Below are 16,398 nucleotides of genomic sequence, written 5' to 3'. Positions count from 1 at the left end.
GAAACATGTTCCCTGCGGGGATACACCTGAAGCGATCACCAGGTTACGGTCGGTAAGAGACCGTCGGGGGCCGTGCGTCGAGACAGTCGAGGCAAGGAGCACACACATGAAGGACGCCCTCGCGATCCATCGCTGGCTCCTCGCACACCAGGTCCACCATGAGATCGTACGCCTTCCCCGGGCGATGACGTCCGTCCGGGAACTTCCGGACCTGCTGTCGGTGAGCCCGGAGACCTGCGTGGAGGTCACCGTCTTCGAGGTCACGACCCGCATCGGCCGCGAGCCGGTGGCGGTCGTCTCCGCCGTGGGCACCCCGCCGGCCTCCGGCGTCGTCGGCGGCATCGTGGGGGCCCGCCGGGTCCGCCCGGCGACGGATTTCACTGTGAACTCCGTCACCGACTACGCCGCCGGGCTGGTGTGCCCGCTGCTGCTCCCGGAGACCCTTCCCGTCCTGGTGGACGAGCGGTTGTCCGGGACCGAGCGGGTCGTCCACACCCCCACCGGAGAGCGCCGTACGGCCCTGCGGATCAGGGCCGATCACCTGCTCGCCCTTGTCCCAGGGAAGACCATCGGCCTGGTCCAGTCCCGGTCACGGAGAGAGCCCGCGACCTTCCCGCTCGCCGGATAGGCCATAGCATTACGGGCGTGCGCCGTACTCCGACCCAGGCCCGCACGTGATCCGCAAGGCCGCGTTGCTCGCCATGATGACCACCACGATGCTCTCCTCCGCCGTCGTGGTCCTTCCTGGTACGGCGGACGCCCGGACGACCGCGGCGGGGGCCCGCGAGGCCGGGGTGGGCGCGGCCGGCGCCCGTCCGGCGGCCGCCCGCCAGGGACGCCAGGAGCCGCAGCTCGTGGTGGAGTCGATCACCCCCGACGTGCCGCGCGACCCGACGACGGAGATCAGGATCTCCGGCTTCTTCGCCAACACCGGCGAGGCCCGCAGCGGCCTGCGGATCCGGCGGCGCCACTCGGCGCAGCCGTTCGCCCGCCGCGCCGACCTCGCGGCCTACCTCAGAGGTGAGGGCGTGCAGCCCCTCTCCTACCGCGACCAGTACCTGGAGCCCACGGTCGCCCCCTCGGCCAAGGCGCCCTGGGAGATCACGGTCACCCCGGAGCAGCTCGGCATCAGCCGGTTCGGGGTCTACCCGCTCCTGCTGGAGGTGCTCGACGGCTTCGACCAGCAGATCGCCGTCCAGCGCACCGTGCTGACCTACCTCCCCAAGGACGTCACGGTCCCCCGAACGAAGATCGCCATGGTCATGCCGGTCATCGACCAGCCGCGCCGGGCCGACGACGCCACCTTCGTCGACGACACCCTGGCCAAGTACATGGCGTCCGGGCAGCGGCTGGGCGACCTGCTGAAGATCGCCCAGGACAACACCTCCGCCAAGGGGCTCACCTGGATGGTCGACCCCGCCCTGCTCGACGACGCCCAGGCGATGGCGAAGACGCACACGGTCAAGACCAAGGACACCGTCGTGAAGCGGCCGGCCAGTGCCGAGGCCGGCCGGTGGCTGCGCGACCTCCGCGCCGCCCTCGCCAGGCCGCCCGTGATCGCCACCCCCTACGCCGACCCCGACGTGACGGCCCTGGCCCACAACGGTGTGGACGACGCGACGCGCAGCGGCATCGAGGCGGCGGCCCGCATCGGCCGGGAGACCCTCGGCCGCGACGTCATCGACTACGTCAACTGGCCGGTCAACGGCGTGGTCGACTACGACGGGCTGGACGCGCTGGCCGACGCGGGCGTCGACACCGTGCTGCTCGACCAGCGCAACCTGCCGCCCGCGGCCGACCAGCCCTCCACCGTGCCGCCCGAGGTCCCGGCCACCACCGGCGGCACGACCCCCGACGCCTTCGCCCGTCTGGAGAGCGTGGACGGCCCGGTCACCGCGTTGGTCGCCGACCCGGCGCTGAGCGACGTCCTCGGCGCCGACACCTCGACCCCCGGAGCCGCGGCGCTGAACCGGCAGCGGTTCGTCGCCGAGACCGCGATGATCGGCGCCGAGCAGGCCGCCCCCGCCACCACCGCCACCGGGACGGCCGAGACCCCGAAGACCGCCGCGAAGACCGTCATCGCGGTCCCGCCGCGCCGCTGGCACCCGGACCCCGGCTACGTCACCGGGCTCGTCAAGGCGACCGCCACGCTGCCCTGGCTCTCCCCGGTCACGCTCGACGCGCTCAAGCGGCCCAAGTCGCCGGCCACGCCGCGGGCCGGCCTCACCTACACCGAGCAGGACCGGCGGGCCGAGCTCGGCAAGCCGTACATGTCGAGCGTCAAGCGGGTGAGCTCCCGCGCCGACCTGACGACCGGCGTCACCACCGCGCAGGACCTCGACATCTTCGAGCCGGCGCTGCTGCGGCTGGCCTCCTCCGCCTGGCGCGGCCGGACCGAGGACGCCACCCCCTACGTCAGGCAGGTCGCCGCCGCCGTCGACGGGCGGATCGCCAAGGTCTCCATCAGTGGCAGCGACCAGCCGCAGTTCCGCACCCTGGCGGGCTCCGACGGCAACGTGCCGATCAGCGTCCGCAACGACCTGACGGGGCTGGGCAGCGAGATCGCGGTGCAGCTGCGGGTGACGTCCGACAAGCCGAAGCTGCTGGAGATCGACCCGTACGAGAGCGAGGACTCCCCCATCGTCATCGCGGGGGGCCAGAACCGCACGATCCGGGTCCCGATGCGGGCGACCGCCATCGGCGGCCAGACGACCGTGACGGTCCAGCTCGTCACCAGGGACGGCCACAAGTACGGCAAGCCCGCGAAGCTGACCGTGCGGACCACCGGCTACACCGGCATCGCGCTGTTCATCGTGGGCGCGGCCCTGGCGGTGATGCTGGCGGCCGTGGTCATGCGCGTGCTGCGGCGCCGCGGAGCCCGCCGCGGCGCGGCGTCCCGGGCGTCCCAGGCGGCTCCGACGGCTCCGCCACGGCCGGCCGGCGCCCCCGCGGGCACCGAGTCCTGAAAGGCCGGGTCCCCCAGTGGAAGGAAGCCCATGAGCAGGGTCCTGCGCGCGAGCGCGATCATGGCGGCGGGCACGATGGTCTCCCGCGTCACCGGGTTCGTCCGCTCGGCGGTGCTGGTGGCCGCGCTGGGCAGCGCGCAGATGGGCGACGCCTACACCGTCGCCAACATGATCCCGTTCATCCTGTTCGACTACCTCCTCGGCGGGGTGCTGAGCAGCGTCGTGGTGCCGTCGATCGTGCGGCGGCAGAAGACCGACCCCGACGGCGGCCGGGCCTACGAGCAGCGGCTGATGACCGCGGGCGTGCTCGGACTGCTGGTGCTGACCGTCATCGCTGTGCTGCTCGCCCGGCCGCTGATCGGCCTCTACACCCACGACTGGGGTCCCGAGCGGGTCGAGGTCACGGTCACGCTGGCCCGCTACCTCCTGCCGCAAGTCGCCTTCGTCGGCGTCGGGGCGCTCGCCGGGGCGATCCTCAACACCCGCGACCGGTTCGCCGCCCCGATGTGGGCGCCGGTGCTGAACAACATCGTGATGATCGCCGTCCTGGCCCTGTACTACGTGAAGGCGGGGCGGGCGGGCGCGGACGTCACCGCGGTGAGCGGCTCCGACCTCACCGTCCTGGGGCTCGGCACCACCCTCGGGATCGTGGCCCAGTGCCTGGTGCTGATGGTCTCGCTGCACCGGGCGGGCTTCCGTCTCACGCCCCGGTTCGACCTGCGCCAGGCCGGACTGGGCGAGATGGCCAAGGCCGGCTCCTGGACCTTCCTGTACGTGACCATCACCCAGCTCGGCTTCCTGGTCACGACCAACATCGCCTCGGCGGCCGGTGACCGGGCGCCGGGCGCGGGCAACACCGCCTACTCCCAGGCGTTCCAGCTCTTCCAGCTCCCCTACGGGATCATCGCGGTCTCGGTGATCACCGCGATGCTGCCCCGGATGAGCCGGTCGGTCGCCGAGGGCGACCTGACCTCGGTCCGCGACGAGTTCGCCTCGGGCGTGCGGCTGGTGGCGTCGCTGCTCGTGCCCGCAGGGGTGCTGCTGATGGTGCTGGGCCCGGCCGTGACCGTGCTGATCTACTCCTGGGGCAACAACGACCCCGCCAACGCCCTGTACATCGGCAGCGTGCTGCAGGTCTTCGGGCTGGCGCTGGTGCCGTTCTCGCTCTTCCAGCTCCTGCTGCGCGTGTTCTACGCCTTCGGCGACACGAGGACCCCGGTCCTCATCGGGGCGGGCAACACGGCGGTGAGCATCGCGCTCAGTTTCCTCGCCGCCGCCGTCCTGCCCCCCGAGTACGTCGTCATGGGCCTGGCGTTCGCGCTCACCGTCTCCTACGTCGTGGGTACCGCGGTGGCCTGGCGGATGGCCGCCCGCCGCGCCGGCGGGCTGAACGGGCGCGTGGTGGCCGCCGGGCTGTCCCGGATGTACCTCGCGGCCCTGCCGGCCGCGGCGCTCGCGCTCGGCGTGCTGTGGATCACCCGGGGACTCGCCGACCTGACCCCCTTCAACGCGGCCATCATGCTCGCCGCGGGCGGAGGTCTCGGTATGGTGCTCTATCTGGCCTTCGCGCACCGGATGCGCATCCCGGAGGTCAACTCGATCGTTGGAATGGTGGCAGGACGGGTAGGCCGGTAACCCCAAGACTTGTCCCAAGCGTCTGACAAGCAGAACACGGGCGGAACCGGCGCGGGACTACCATGGTGCGACGCGTGTGACGACATGCGGCTAATGGAAGCAGGAGGGCGTGGGCGGATCCACCCGGCATATTGTGATGTGTCTTGACGTGTCGGCCGTCGAAGATGACGGCGTCGCGTCCCCAGTAGCGGAGATCTCATGAGCTCCGCCGCCGTCGAGCCGGGCACGAAGCTGGCCGACCGTTTCCGGCTCGAGGACCGGGTCCACGAGTCAGGCGGGGCCACCCTGTGGAAGGCGATCGACGAGGTGCTCGCCCGCCCCGTCGCGGTCCACACCTTCGACCCCGACTTCCCACGTCTCAACGAGGTCGTCACCGCCGCCCGCGCGGCGAGCCGGCTGACCGACCCGCGCCTGACCCAGGTGTTCGACGCCACCGAGGACGACGGGCGCTCCTACGTCGTCAGCGAGTGGGTGAGCGGCGAGACCTTCGGCGACATGGTCGCCTCCGGGTCGCTGGAGGCCGAGCGGGCCGCCGCGCTGGTCGCCGAGGCCGCCGAGGCGCTGGCCCACTCGCACGAGGCGGACATCGCGCACCTGTGCCTGACCCCGGACCACCTGGTGTGGACCTCTGGCAACACGGTCAAGCTGCTCGGCGTGGGGATCGACGCCGCCCTGGCGGAGGTCACCAGCGACGACCCGGCCCGCACCGACGCCGAGGGCCTCGGCCGCCTGCTGTACGCCGGGCTGACCGGCCACTGGCCGGGCGAGGAGCAGGAGGGCGGACTGCCGGCCGCCCCCGTGGACGACGGCCACTACTGCACGCCGCGGCAGGTCACCGCCGGGGTCCCGGGCTACCTCGACACCATCACCTGCCGGGCGCTGCTGCCGGAGAGCCGCAAGGGGCTCACCCCGCTGACCACGCCGGCGGAGTTCGCCGAGGCGCTCAGCTCGGTGCCGAGGCCCACGCCCATGCCCATGCCGCTGCCCTCGACGGCCCTGCCGCCGGTGACGGCCTCTCGCTCCGAGGCGCCTCCCTCCACGACGCAGGCGTCGTCCGGGCCCGGCGCGCCCGTCACCCGGCCGCCCTACCAGCAGTCGTACCAGCAGTCGTACCAGCAGCCGCGTCCGGCGGGCGGCGGGACGGTCAACAAGGTCGCCATGACCCTCGTCGTGCTGCTGGTGATGGTGGCCGTCGGACTGGTCGCCTGGACGCTCGGCCGCAGCATCGGCGCCTCCGGGCCGCCCGCGGCCGCCCCGACCACCACGCCCACCCCCACGACGGCCACGGCCACCCGCGAGGTCAAGGTCCAGAACGCCGACGGCTTCGACCCGCAGGGGGACAGCGACGAGCGTGACGAGCTGACGCTGGGCGCGATCGACGGCAAGCCCTCCACCGACTGGCACTCGGAGTCCTACGACTCGGCCGACTTCGGCAACCTGAAGAAGGGCGTCGGCCTGCTGCTCGACCTCGGTGAGAGCGTGCCGGTCAAGCAGGTCACGGTCGACTTCGGGGCGGGCTCCGGCGGCACGGCCGAGCTGCGGGTCGGCCCGTCCGCCGACCTCGCCTCCCTGGAGACGGTCCACAGGTTCACCGACCTCGGGGGCAGGAAGACCTTCAGCGCCGACTCCCCGCACAAGGGCCGCTACGTGTGCGTCTGGTTCACCAGGATGCCGACCTTCCAGGGGAAGTACCGAGGAACGATCATGGATGTGAAGATCCTCGCCACCAAGTGAGAGCTGTACGGATTCAGACGCTTTTACCCCGCTTCTTGCCGATCATCAGAGATTTCGTGGCACCATCTATCCCGTAGTGGTGATTCTCCCCGGACCGGCAGCAGGACTTTCCTTGTGAACCTCCCACCAGAGACCCCGCCAGCGGCGGAGCAGATGGCGCGGCCAGCCGTGTCCGATGCCGATCTGCTGACCCGGCACATCGCCGGGGATCCGCACGCTTTCAGTGAAATAGTCAAGCGTCACCGAGACCGCATGTGGGCGGTCGCCCTGCGCACGCTGGGTGACCCCGACGAGGCGGCCGACGCCGTACAGGACGCGTTCGTCTCCGCCTACCGCAAGGCCGGCAGCTTCCGCGGCGAGGCGGCCGTCACCACGTGGCTGCACCGCATCGTGGTGAACGCGTGCCTGGACCGCATGCGCAGGAAATCCGTCCGCCCGGTCGCCGACGACGAGCTCGTCGAGGCCGCGGAGCGCGACACTCCCGTGCAGGACCAGACGGCCGAGCGCGAGGTCTCCATGGAGGTCTCGTCCGCGCTCCGGCTGCTGCCCGCCGACCAGCGCGCCGCGCTGGTGCTCGTGGACATGATGGGCTACTCCGTCGAGGACGCGGCCCAGGTCCTCGGGGTGCCGAGCGGCACCGTGAAGAGCAGATGCGCCCGCGGCCGGGCGAAACTGGCCCCGATTCTTTCTCACCTACGGAACCGATCAGACCTCACTCGCGTCTCATCCGCGAAGGGAGCAGAACTTCGTGACGGGTGACACGCACTACGACCTGGAGACCCTGGCCGAATTGGCCGAGGGTCTTCTCGACGCCGCCACGGCCCTGCAGGTACGCGAGCATCTCGCGATCTGCGATCCCTGTGGCGAAAGCCTCGCCGACCTCGCAGCGGTCCGTGAGGTGCTTGCCGCGACGCCCACCCCGGCCATGCCGATGGGTGTCGCCCTCAGGATCGACCGTGCGCTGGCCGCTGAGGCCGAGAGCTTCCGTGGAGGTGGAGTAGGCCTGGTGGAGGCACCGGCCTGGGACGACATAATGCGCGACGCGCCGTGGGAGACGACGTCCTCCCCCGCGCCCGCGCCGGTGACGCGCCTCGGGATCGTCGGCGACGACGGCACCGTGGTCCCTGTCACGCGGCCGGGAACGGGCGGGGAAGGCGACGCCCCCGTCGTGCGGCCGGAGGTCGCCGGCGACGACCGCGATCGTGGGTTCGACGGCGAGCCCGCCGTGCCGGCCGCCCGCCTCGGAGTCGTCGGCGACGACGGCACCGTGGTCCCGGCGCCGGTCAGGCGGCGCCGTGGCTCCGGAGCCGCGCGGCGCCGGTGGGCCCTTCCCGCGGTGGCGGGCATGGCGGCCGCGGCGGTGATCGGCGCGACCGTGGTGTCGACCAACATGTTCGCCGCCTCCGGACCGGGTCAGAACGACCCGATCGCCCTTTCCCCGTCGGCCAGCGAGCCCGCCTACCAGCTGACCGACAGCAACTGGAACTACACCGAGCAGGAGCTCAGCGGCTCGCTGCTGGAGTACATCGGTCCGGCGCAGATCGTGGACGCCGCCCAGGCGACCGACGCGTCCAAGATCGACCAGTGTGTGCAGCAGGTCTCCAAGAAGATCGGGAGATTCCCGTTCGCGGTGGACCAGGGCTTCTACAACGGGCAGGAGGCCAACATCATGGTCTTCTGGCAGAACAAGGCGAAGAACACCGTGCGCGTCCACGTCGTGGGCCCTCAGTGCGAGAACGTGCGCAAGCCGGCCTTCGCCCAGTGGAAGTAGGTCCGCGGGGACGACGATCCGCGAGGACATCGGAGCCCGGCACGGAGTCATCCGTGCCGGGCTCCGCCCGTCTCGGCGCAGGTGGACGCGCCGGTTCGGGTGGGGAATCACCGGCGCCTAGTATCTGTTGACGCCACTGGCAACGACGACGGGAAAGGTCACCGCAGTGATGGACGTCCGGAATGTGATCATCATCGGCTCGGGTCCCGCCGGCTACACGTCGGCCGTGTACTCGGCACGCGCCGATCTGAAGCCCCTCGTCTTCGAGGGCTCGGTCACGGCCGGTGGCGCGCTGATGAACACCACCGAGGTGGAGAACTTCCCCGGCTTCCCCGACGGCATCATGGGGCCGGACCTGATGGACAACCTCCGCAAGCAGGCGGAGAGGTTCGGCGCCGAGCTGGTCGCCGACGACGTGGTCGAGGTCGACCTGCAGGCCGACCCCAAGGTCGTCAGGACCGCCACCGACACGTACCACGCCAGGACCGTCATCCTGGCCACCGGCTCCGGCTACCGCGAGCTGGGCGTGCCCAACGAGAAGCGCCTGTCCGGCCACGGCGTCTCCTGGTGCGCCACCTGTGACGGCTTCTTCTTCCGCGACCAGGACATCGTGGTCGTCGGCGGCGGCGACACCGCGATGGAGGAGGCGACCTTCCTGACCCGGTTCGCCAGGTCGGTGACCGTCGTGCACCGCCGTGCCGAGCTGCGCGCCAGCAAGATCATGCAGGACCGGGCGTTCGCCAATGACAAGATCCGCTTCGTCTGGGACAGCGAGGTGGTCGACGTCCTCGGCGAGGCCAAGGTCTCCGGGCTCCGGCTGCGCAACGTCAAGACGGGTGAGGAGAGCGAGCTGGCGGCCACCGGCCTGTTCATCGCGATCGGGCACGACCCGCGCACCGAACTCCTCAAGGGCCAGGTCGAGCTCGACGAGGAGGGGTACATCAAGGTCGACGCCCCCTCGACCCGCACGAACGTCGACGGGGTGTTCGCCGCCGGTGACGTCGTCGACCACACCTACCGGCAGGCGATCACCGCCGCCGGCACCGGCTGCGCCGCCGCGCTCGACGCCGAGCGCTGGCTGGCCGACCACGAGAGCTGACCCGACCGACACACCCGGACACACCGATACACGAAGAGGGAGCAAGACCTTGGGCGCCATCAAGAGCGTGACCGACGCCAGTTTCGACGCCGACGTCCTGAAGAACGACAAGCCCGTCATCGTCGACTTCTGGGCCGAGTGGTGCGGCCCGTGCCGCCAGGTCGCCCCGATCCTGGAGGAGATCGCCGGCGAGCAGGCCGACAAGCTGACCGTCGTCAAGCTGAACGTCGACGAGAACCCGGCGACCGCCGGCAAGTACGGTGTACTCCAGATTCCGACCCTGAACGTCTACAAGGGTGGAGAGGTCGTGAAGCAGATCATCGGCGCCAAGCCGAAGGCCATGCTGCTCCGCGAGCTCGAGGGCATCATCTAGGACCGCCCGCACGGTCCCGCTCCGGCGGGGCCGGACGGACGGGCCGGAGAAGGCCCCCTGCGGCACGGCGCACCCCACGGCGTGCGGGCCGTACCACCGCTTCCGAGCGGCACACCCACCCGCGAAAGCCCCCTGCCACCCACGGCGGGGGGCTTCCGCATGCGTGGCGGACGGCCGCGACGGCGTGTCGTGAAGTCGCGCCGGTCGCGCCCACCGGGCTGGGCCGTCGTCCACCGGGCTGAGCTGTCGAGCGCCGGGCGTCCCGCCGCGTACGGCCGCGCGGGACGGAAAGCGACTGAGACCGCCTCAGACCGGCCGCAGCGCCCTCTCCGGGCTCATGGAACCCAGCAGCCGCTCCAGGGCCACCTCGACGTCCTCACGCCACGACACGGCGGTCTTCAGCTCCAGGCGGAGCCGGGGGAAGCGCAGGTGCGGCCGGACGGTCTTGAAACCCACCGAGAGCAGGTAGTCGGCGGGCATCACGCACGCCCCCGGCTGTTCCCATTTCAGGTCGCCGAACGCCTCGATCGCCCGCACCCCGCGCCGGGTCAGGTCCTTGGCGACGCCCTGGACCAGCATCCGGCCCAGACCGCCCCCGGAGAACTCCGGGATGATGTGCGCGGTCATCAGCAGCACGGCGTCGGCGCTGACCGGCGAGGTCGGGAAGGCGACCGAACGGGGCACGTGGTGCGGGGGCGCGTAGAGCACGAACCCGGCGGCCACGCCGTCCACATAGACGATCTTCCCGCAGCTCCCCCACTCCAGGAGGGTGGAGGAGATCCACGCCTCCTTCTCCAGCGCCGGGTCCCCCGCCTCGACGGCGCGGTTGCCGCTCATGGGATCCAGCTCCCAGAACACGCACCGGCGGCACCGGTGCGGCAGGTCGTCGAGATTGTCGAGAGTGACGTTGGCCAGCCGACGCGACACCTGTTGGCCCCAATCCTGGCGAGATGAGTGCGAGCCATGACGAAAACCCCGCGAAAACGGCGTCCCCAGCTGGCATCGTAGCCCAGTGGGGGTCCGCGTTTCAGACTGTCGTATCCCCCCACGCAGACGACATCATTCACTGACGTACGCTGGTTTCTCTGGCATGAGCACTCGCGTGCTCCACATGAGCTAGGAGGTGGACCGTGCCCCACGATTCTGATCACGGTCGGACCGTCGCGCCCCAGGGTTCGCGGATCGACGCCTACGTCGACCGGTACGCCGCACGGGCAACCGGGATGGTCGCCTCCGAGATCCGGGCACTCTTCGCCGTCGCGTCGCGGCCCGAGGTGGTCTCGCTGGCCGGCGGCATGCCGTACGTCACCGCGCTGCCCCTCGACGTGGTGGGGGAGCTCGTCGCCGATCTCGTCTCCCGCCGCGGCCCGGTCGCGCTGCAGTACGGCTCCGGTCAGGGCGACCCGCACCTGCGTGAGCGGATCTGCGACGTCATGCGCCTTGAGGGCATCGAGGCGGGCGCCGACGACGTCGTGGTGACCGTCGGCTCCCAGCAGGCCCTCGACCTGATCACCCGCATCTTCATCGACCCGGGCGACGTCGTGCTGGCCGAGGGGCCGTCCTACGTCGGCGCGCTCGGCACCTTCTCCGCCTACCAGGCCAAGGTCGTCCACGTCGCCATGGACGACGAGGGGATCGTCCCCGAGTCGCTCGCCCAGACCATCTACGCACTGCGGACGGCGGGCGCCCCGATCAAGTTCCTCTACACGATCCCCACCTTCCAGAACCCGGCCGGGGTGACCCTCAACGCGGTCCGCCGGCAGCAGGTCCTGGAGATCTGCCAGCGCGCCGGCATCCTGATCGTCGAGGACAACCCGTACGGCCTGCTCGGCTTCGACGGCGAGCCCATGCGGACGCTGCGCGCCGACAACGCCGACGGCGTGGTCTACCTCGGCTCCTTCTCCAAGACGCTGGCCCCGGGCTTCCGGGTCGGCTGGGCGCTCGCCCCGCACGCCATCCGCGACAAGCTGGTGCTGGCGATGGAGTCGGCGGTGCTCTCGCACTCCACCTTCACCCAGCTCGCGGTCGGCGAGTACCTCTCCGTCCAGCCGTGGCGCGAGCAGATCAAGACCTTCCGGGAGCTGTACCGCGAGCGCCGCGACACCATGCTCGCCTCGCTGGACGCCCTGATGCCGGCCGGCATGACATGGACCCGTCCCCAGGGCGGGTTCTTCGTCTGGGCCACGCTTCCCGAAGGCCTCGATTCCAAGGCCCTGCTGCCGCGCGCGGTCGCCGAGCGGGTGGCCTTCGTCCCCGGCACCGGCTTCTACACCGACGGCGGCGGCGCCAGGAACATGCGCCTGTCCTTCTGTTACCCCGAGCCGGACCGCATCCGCGAGGGCGTCCGCCGCCTGGCCGGGGTGATCGAGCAGGAGCTCCAGTTGCGCGACACGTTCGGTCCGGGCGCCGCGCCGGACCACATCGGGGTGGACACCCCCGGCCCCGACATCGCCTAGATTCCGTTTCGTGGATCTTCGCCCGGGCGAGCGGCCCGCGGGGTGATCCGCGGACCAGGATCCGAACCGCTTCTCACCGTCCCGCGAAGTCCTCGTTCAGCCCGTCCTCCCGCGGGCCGGACGAGCACGGACCGGCGCGGTGCCGTACGGTGACTTCCGCCGCCGTCGCGCGGCGGACGGCCCGGCCGCGACGGGAGCGGGCCCGGGACGCGGCAGGGGTGGAAAAGAGAGGTGTTTCGGGTGAGTGATCTGGGCCACGTCCTCGTGCTGTCGGGCGGGCTGTCCTACGAGCGTGAGGTGTCCCTGCGCTCCGGCCGCCGGGTGAGCGAGGTGCTGCGCGCGGCGGGGATCCCGGTGGAGATCCGCGACACCGACGCCTCCCTGGTGCCCACCGTCCTCGCCGACCCGCCCGACGCGGCCTTCGTCACGCTGCACGGCGGGTCCGGTGAGGACGGCGCCATCCGCTCGGTGCTGGAGCTCCTCTCCGTCCCGTACGTGGGCGCCGGCCCCGACGCCTGCCGGGTGGCCTACGACAAGCCCACCGCCAAGGCGGTCGTGCGTTCCGTCGGCCTCCGCACCCCCGAGTCGGTGACCCTGCCGAAGGAGACCTTCCACGACCTCGGCGCGTCCAAGGTGCTGTCCCGGATCGTCGAACGGCTGGGCCTGCCGCTGTTCGTCAAGCCGTCCCAGGGCGGTTCGGCGCTCGGCGCGTCGGTCGTCCGCACGGCGGAGGAGCTACCCTCCGCGATGGTCGGCTGCTTCGCCTACGGCGACACCGCGCTGATCGAGCGGTTCGTCGAGGGCGTCGAGGTGGCGGTCTCCGTGCTCGACCTCGGGGAGGGTCCGGTGGCCCTGCCGCCCGTGGAGATCGTCCCGGACGGGGGGGTGTACGACTACGCGGCCCGCTACACCGCGGGCCACACCGAGTTCTTCGCGCCCGCCCGGCTGTCCCCGGAGGTCGCCGCGGCCTGCGCCGAGATGGCGGTGACCGCGCACACCGCCCTGGGACTGCGGGACATCTCCCGTACGGACCTCATCGTCGACCCTTCCGGTCTGCCGCACTTCCTGGAGGTCAACGTCGCCCCGGGCATGACCGAGACGTCCCTCCTGCCGATGGCCGTCGAGGCGGCCGGCGACGACCTCGGCACCGTATGCCGGGTGCTGCTGGAGCAGGCCGCCGCCCGCGGCACGGCCTGACCCTCCCGCGACGCACCCGGCCTCACCCGACCGCCGGGCCGGCGTGCGGGCGCGAAGCCGGACTCATCCGGCCTCGCGCCCGCACTGACGCCGCGCCACCTTACGAGCGGTGCGGCGCCGTCGGCCCGTGCCACCCGCGCCGAGTTCCGTTCCGTAGACTCCCGCCTCGGGGAAGACCCACGGAGCAGGTTCTAGGGTGGTCCCCGTGCTGACTTCCACCCCCTTCCCGAAGAGCTTCGCCAGCGACAACCACGCGGGCGTCCACCCGGCGGTCATGGCCGCCATCACCGAGGCGAACACCGGAGACGCCCCCGCGTACGGCGGGGACCGCTGGACCCGGGAGATGGAGGACGCCTTCCGCGCCGAGTTCGGCGACCGGGTGACCGTCTACCCCGTGTTCAACGGCACCGGAGCCAACGTCGTCGGCCTGAGCCTCCTCCTGCGGCCCTACGACGCGGTGCTCTGTCCCGTCAGCGCGCACATCAACACCAGCGAGTGCGGCGCTCCCGAACGCCTTCTCGGCACGAAGCTGGTCCCCCTCGCCACGGAGGACGGCAAGATCTCGGCGGAGGACGTCCGGGGACAGCTCTCGGCGCTGGGCAGAATCCAGCATTCACAGCCCCGCGTCGTATCCATCTCCCAGGCGACCGAGTGCGGCACCTGCTACACCGCCGACGAGGTCGCCGAGCTCGCGGAGTTCGCCCACTCCCGCGGTCTCCTCCTGCACATGGACGGGGCGCGGCTGGCCAACGCCGCGGCCGGGCTCGGCTGCTCGCTGCGCGCCCTCACGACGGACGCGGGGGTGGACGTCCTCAGCTTCGGCGGCACCAAGAACGGCGCCATGGGAGCCGAGGCGATCGTCATCCTCAACCCCGAGCTGGACGCCTCCGCGCTGTTCCTCCGCAAGCAGGCGATGCAGCTCGCTTCCAAGATGCGTTTCGTCTCCGTCCAGCTGGCCACGCTCCTCGCCGGTGAGCTCTGGCGCGAGAACGCCGCCCAGGCCAACGCGATGGCCCGCCGGCTGGCGGAGGGCGTCACCGGGCTTCCCGGGGTCTCGCTCCGCTATCCCGTCCAGTCCAACTCCGTCTTCCCGGCGCTTCCGGAGAAGGCGATCACCGAACTCCAGCAGCGGCATCCCTTCCACGTCTGGAACGCCGAGGAGCACGTGGTCCGGTGGGTCACCTCGTTCGACACCACGGCTGAGCACATCGACGCCTTCCTCGCCGACATCCGGCTCACGGTACGGGCGGCTGCCGACGCCTGACCGACCTCGGCCCCGGGCCGCGTCGACCGCGACCCGTGAACAGTCGCGGTGCGCGTCAACCGCGGCCCGTGACGGTCGCGGTTCGCGTCGCCCGCGACCCGTGACGGTCGTGGCCCGTGGCAGTCGCGACCCGTGACGCTCGTGACCCGGGGCAGTCGCGACCCGCGACGCTCGTGACCCGGGGCGACCGCCGCCCGTGACGGTCGCTGCCCGCGGCGGTCGTGGCCCGCGGCGGTCGCCGCCCGCACCGGCTCTCCGGGCCGCAAGGCCGACCGGCTGGCCCCGACGGTACGGGTCGGCCGACTCTCTCGACCGTACGGCCGGCCACCGCTGTCCGGCCGTACGATCACCGATACAGCCGAGTGAACGTCAGGCCGCGCGGGCGGTGATGTTTCACGTGAAACACCGCCCACGAGCTGACCCCACGGAGCAATCCACGGCTTTCTCCGGAGAGCCGGTCACCGGGGTAGAGCGCCTATGGACGGCCACTGTTTCACGTGAAACATCGCCACCAACGACTCCCGGCAAAACGACCATGGCCGTGTCCGTCCACCTGGACGGTGGTTGATCTGCGCGTGAGGAAGGGTGAAGCAGCCTCCGTGGATCGTCTCAGACGACTTGGGGGAACGGATCGAGCCGCTGTACCGAAGGTGGAGCGACGGCAGCGCCACCCCGGTCGCACGCGGCTGGGTGACCGCAAAGCCCCGTGGCATCCTGCTCGTGCTCCACACCGCGATCCCGTGGGAGTTCCTGCCCCGGGAACCCGGCTTCGGCTCGGGAATGACCTGCCTGCGGCGGCTGCGCGGCTGGCATCACGCCGACATGTGGGAATGACTGCGCCGGTTCCTGCTGGCCGCGTTGCATTCCGCCACAAGCTCGACTGGTCCAGGGCGGCTGATCATTCTGTTGGGAGTCGCAACAAGCACTACTGGGAGGAGTTGTTGGTGAGCGCCGAGCGGGTCGCGTGCAATGACGCCAGGAGCTGAAGCCGGTCCGCGTCAGCGCTGCCCGGCTCGGCGGTGAAGACCAGCATGACCGGGCCGGGGTTGCCGGGCAGCGGATAGGTGTCCCAGTCCAGGACGATGTCGCCGACCTCGGGAGCCCGGAAGGTCTTGGTGCCGCGGACCGACGCGCGTACGTCATGCCGGGCCCACAGCCGCTGGAACTCGACGCTGCGGATGCTCAGCTCACCGACGATCGCGGTGGCGCGCGGATGGGTGGGGTCGGTGGCGACGGCGGCGCGCATCATGCCGATGTAGTCCAGGGCCTGCCGCTCCCAGTCCGGGCACCTCCGCTCGCCGGTCAGCGTGTCGTCGAACATCAGCAGGAGCATGTTGAGCCGGTGGGGTGGGTAAGCGTCCGGGGCGCCGAGCAGCGCCTCCGCCATCGGGTTCCAGGCGAGCAGGTCGAGGTGCCGGCCGAGCACGACCGCCGGGGTGTCCATCACCCGCAGCAGCCGCCGTGTGCTGTCCGGCACTCTTTCCGGGCCCCGGTCCACCAGGGTGGGTAACGGCCGGCGGGCGGCACGGGCCAGGGCGAACAGATGCCGGCGTTCCTCGCCGTCGAGGCCGAGCGCCCCGGCGAGCGCGTCCAGGACATCGTCGGACGGGCGCACTTCCCGGCCCTGCTCCATCCGCTGGTAGTAGTCGGTGCTCAGCCCGGCCAGCAAGGCCAGCTCCTCGCGCCGCAGTCCGGTGACCTTGCGTCGGCCGCCCGGCTCCAGGCCGACGTCGTGTGGATGCAGCCTGCCGCGCCGGGCTCGCAGGAAATCTCCGAGCTCACGAGCGTACGGATTGGTCATGCCGTAAGTGTGCCGCCTCACCGGGCGCCCATGGTAGGTCCCGCAGACCTAGTGCTGTGACCGGAAAGGTTCACCGAGTTGGGTGGTCGTCAGGCCGCGGCT

General features: G+C 71.3%; 13 protein-coding genes and 1 pseudogene. 12 read left to right on the top strand and 2 right to left on the bottom strand.

What is annotated here, in order from left to right; genetic code table 11:
* Positions 1-106: 106 nt before the first annotated feature.
* From AB0D67_RS11345 to trxA, 8 genes are all read left to right on the top strand, one after another.
* Positions 107-628 (top strand): YbaK/EbsC family protein, encoded by a 522-nt coding sequence (locus AB0D67_RS11345; protein ID WP_362932490.1) that lies wholly within the window; start codon positions 107-109, stop codon positions 626-628.
* A gap of 46 nt (positions 629-674) precedes the next feature.
* Positions 675-2,966 (top strand): hypothetical protein, encoded by a 2,292-nt coding sequence (locus tag AB0D67_RS11340; RefSeq protein WP_362932488.1) that lies wholly within the window; start codon positions 675-677, stop codon positions 2,964-2,966.
* Positions 2,967-2,996: 30 nt separating this feature from the next.
* Complete coding sequence (gene murJ / locus AB0D67_RS11335) at positions 2,997-4,601, top strand: murein biosynthesis integral membrane protein MurJ (protein WP_362932486.1); 1,605 nt, start codon at positions 2,997-2,999, stop codon at positions 4,599-4,601.
* A gap of 198 nt (positions 4,602-4,799) precedes the next feature.
* Positions 4,800-6,335 carry a protein kinase family protein gene (locus tag AB0D67_RS11330; protein ID WP_362932484.1) on the top strand — a complete coding sequence of 512 codons (1,536 nt, stop codon included), beginning with the start codon at positions 4,800-4,802 and terminating at the stop codon, positions 6,333-6,335.
* A 153-nt stretch (positions 6,336-6,488) separates the two neighbouring features.
* The gene (gene sigM / locus AB0D67_RS11325) at positions 6,489-7,094 is read left to right on the top strand and encodes an RNA polymerase sigma factor SigM (RefSeq protein ID WP_362932482.1); all 606 of its coding nucleotides are present in this window, start codon (positions 6,489-6,491) and stop codon (positions 7,092-7,094) included.
* On the top strand, positions 7,084-8,106 hold the full coding sequence (locus tag AB0D67_RS11320; RefSeq protein ID WP_362932480.1) for a hypothetical protein: 1,023 nt from the start codon (positions 7,084-7,086) through the stop codon (positions 8,104-8,106). Before sigM ends, AB0D67_RS11320 begins: the two co-directional genes overlap by 11 nt.
* Positions 8,107-8,272: 166 nt before the next feature.
* Positions 8,273-9,205 carry a thioredoxin-disulfide reductase gene (trxB, locus tag AB0D67_RS11315; RefSeq protein WP_362932478.1) on the top strand — a complete coding sequence of 311 codons (933 nt, stop codon included), beginning with the start codon at positions 8,273-8,275 and terminating at the stop codon, positions 9,203-9,205.
* Between the two features lie 49 nt (positions 9,206-9,254).
* On the top strand, positions 9,255-9,578 hold the full coding sequence (gene trxA, locus AB0D67_RS11310) for a thioredoxin (protein WP_362932476.1): 324 nt from the start codon (positions 9,255-9,257) through the stop codon (positions 9,576-9,578).
* A gap of 306 nt (positions 9,579-9,884) precedes the next feature.
* Here trxA and AB0D67_RS11305 read toward each other — a convergent pair whose 3' ends face one another.
* Positions 9,885-10,505, bottom strand: coding sequence for a GNAT family N-acetyltransferase (locus tag AB0D67_RS11305; protein WP_362932474.1), 621 nt, complete (start codon positions 10,503-10,505; stop codon positions 9,885-9,887).
* Positions 10,506-10,801: 296 nt separating this feature from the next.
* Here AB0D67_RS11305 and AB0D67_RS11300 point away from each other — a divergent pair, with 296 nt between their 5' ends.
* From AB0D67_RS11300 to AB0D67_RS11285, 4 genes and pseudogenes are all read left to right on the top strand, one after another.
* The gene (locus AB0D67_RS11300; protein ID WP_362932818.1) at positions 10,802-12,034 is read left to right on the top strand and encodes a PLP-dependent aminotransferase family protein; all 1,233 of its coding nucleotides are present in this window, start codon (positions 10,802-10,804) and stop codon (positions 12,032-12,034) included.
* A gap of 240 nt (positions 12,035-12,274) precedes the next feature.
* The gene (locus AB0D67_RS11295; RefSeq protein ID WP_362932472.1) at positions 12,275-13,231 is read left to right on the top strand and encodes a D-alanine--D-alanine ligase; all 957 of its coding nucleotides are present in this window, start codon (positions 12,275-12,277) and stop codon (positions 13,229-13,231) included.
* Between the two features lie 205 nt (positions 13,232-13,436).
* Positions 13,437-14,495: a beta-eliminating lyase-related protein gene (locus tag AB0D67_RS11290; RefSeq protein WP_362932470.1), complete on the top strand. Its 1,059-nt coding sequence runs from the start codon at positions 13,437-13,439 to the stop codon at positions 14,493-14,495.
* Positions 14,496-15,080: 585 nt separating this feature from the next.
* Positions 15,081-15,326, top strand: a pseudogene (locus AB0D67_RS11285) (transposase); the annotation flags it as partial.
* A gap of 94 nt (positions 15,327-15,420) precedes the next feature.
* Here the strand turns inward: AB0D67_RS11285 and AB0D67_RS11280 are convergent.
* Entirely contained in the window at positions 15,421-16,296 is an 876-nt protein-coding gene (locus AB0D67_RS11280; RefSeq protein ID WP_362932468.1) for a helix-turn-helix transcriptional regulator, read from the bottom strand.
* Between the last annotated feature and the right edge of the window lie 102 nt (positions 16,297-16,398).

This window comes from Streptosporangium sp. NPDC048047 (assembly GCF_040653115.1).
Lineage (GTDB): Bacteria > Actinomycetota > Actinomycetes > Streptosporangiales > Streptosporangiaceae > Streptosporangium.
Note: the sequence above shows the minus strand (reverse complement) of the source record. Positions and strands in the feature narration are given on the sequence as shown.

Bases quoted from the DNA above. Each gene is read 5' to 3' on its own strand.
- AB0D67_RS11345 (WP_362932490.1), top strand. From the start codon at position 107: ATGAAGGACGCCCTCGCGATCCATCGCTGGCTCCTCGCACACCAGGTC.
- murJ (WP_362932486.1), top strand. From the start codon at position 2,997: ATGAGCAGGGTCCTGCGCGCGAGCGCGATCATGGCGGCGGGCACGATG.
- AB0D67_RS11330 (WP_362932484.1), top strand. From the start codon at position 4,800: ATGAGCTCCGCCGCCGTCGAGCCGGGCACGAAGCTGGCCGACCGTTTC.
- sigM (WP_362932482.1), top strand. From the start codon at position 6,489: ATGGCGCGGCCAGCCGTGTCCGATGCCGATCTGCTGACCCGGCACATC.
- AB0D67_RS11300 (WP_362932818.1), top strand. From the start codon at position 10,802: ATGGTCGCCTCCGAGATCCGGGCACTCTTCGCCGTCGCGTCGCGGCCC.
- AB0D67_RS11280 (WP_362932468.1), bottom strand. From the start codon at position 16,296: ATGACCAATCCGTACGCTCGTGAGCTCGGAGATTTCCTGCGAGCCCGG.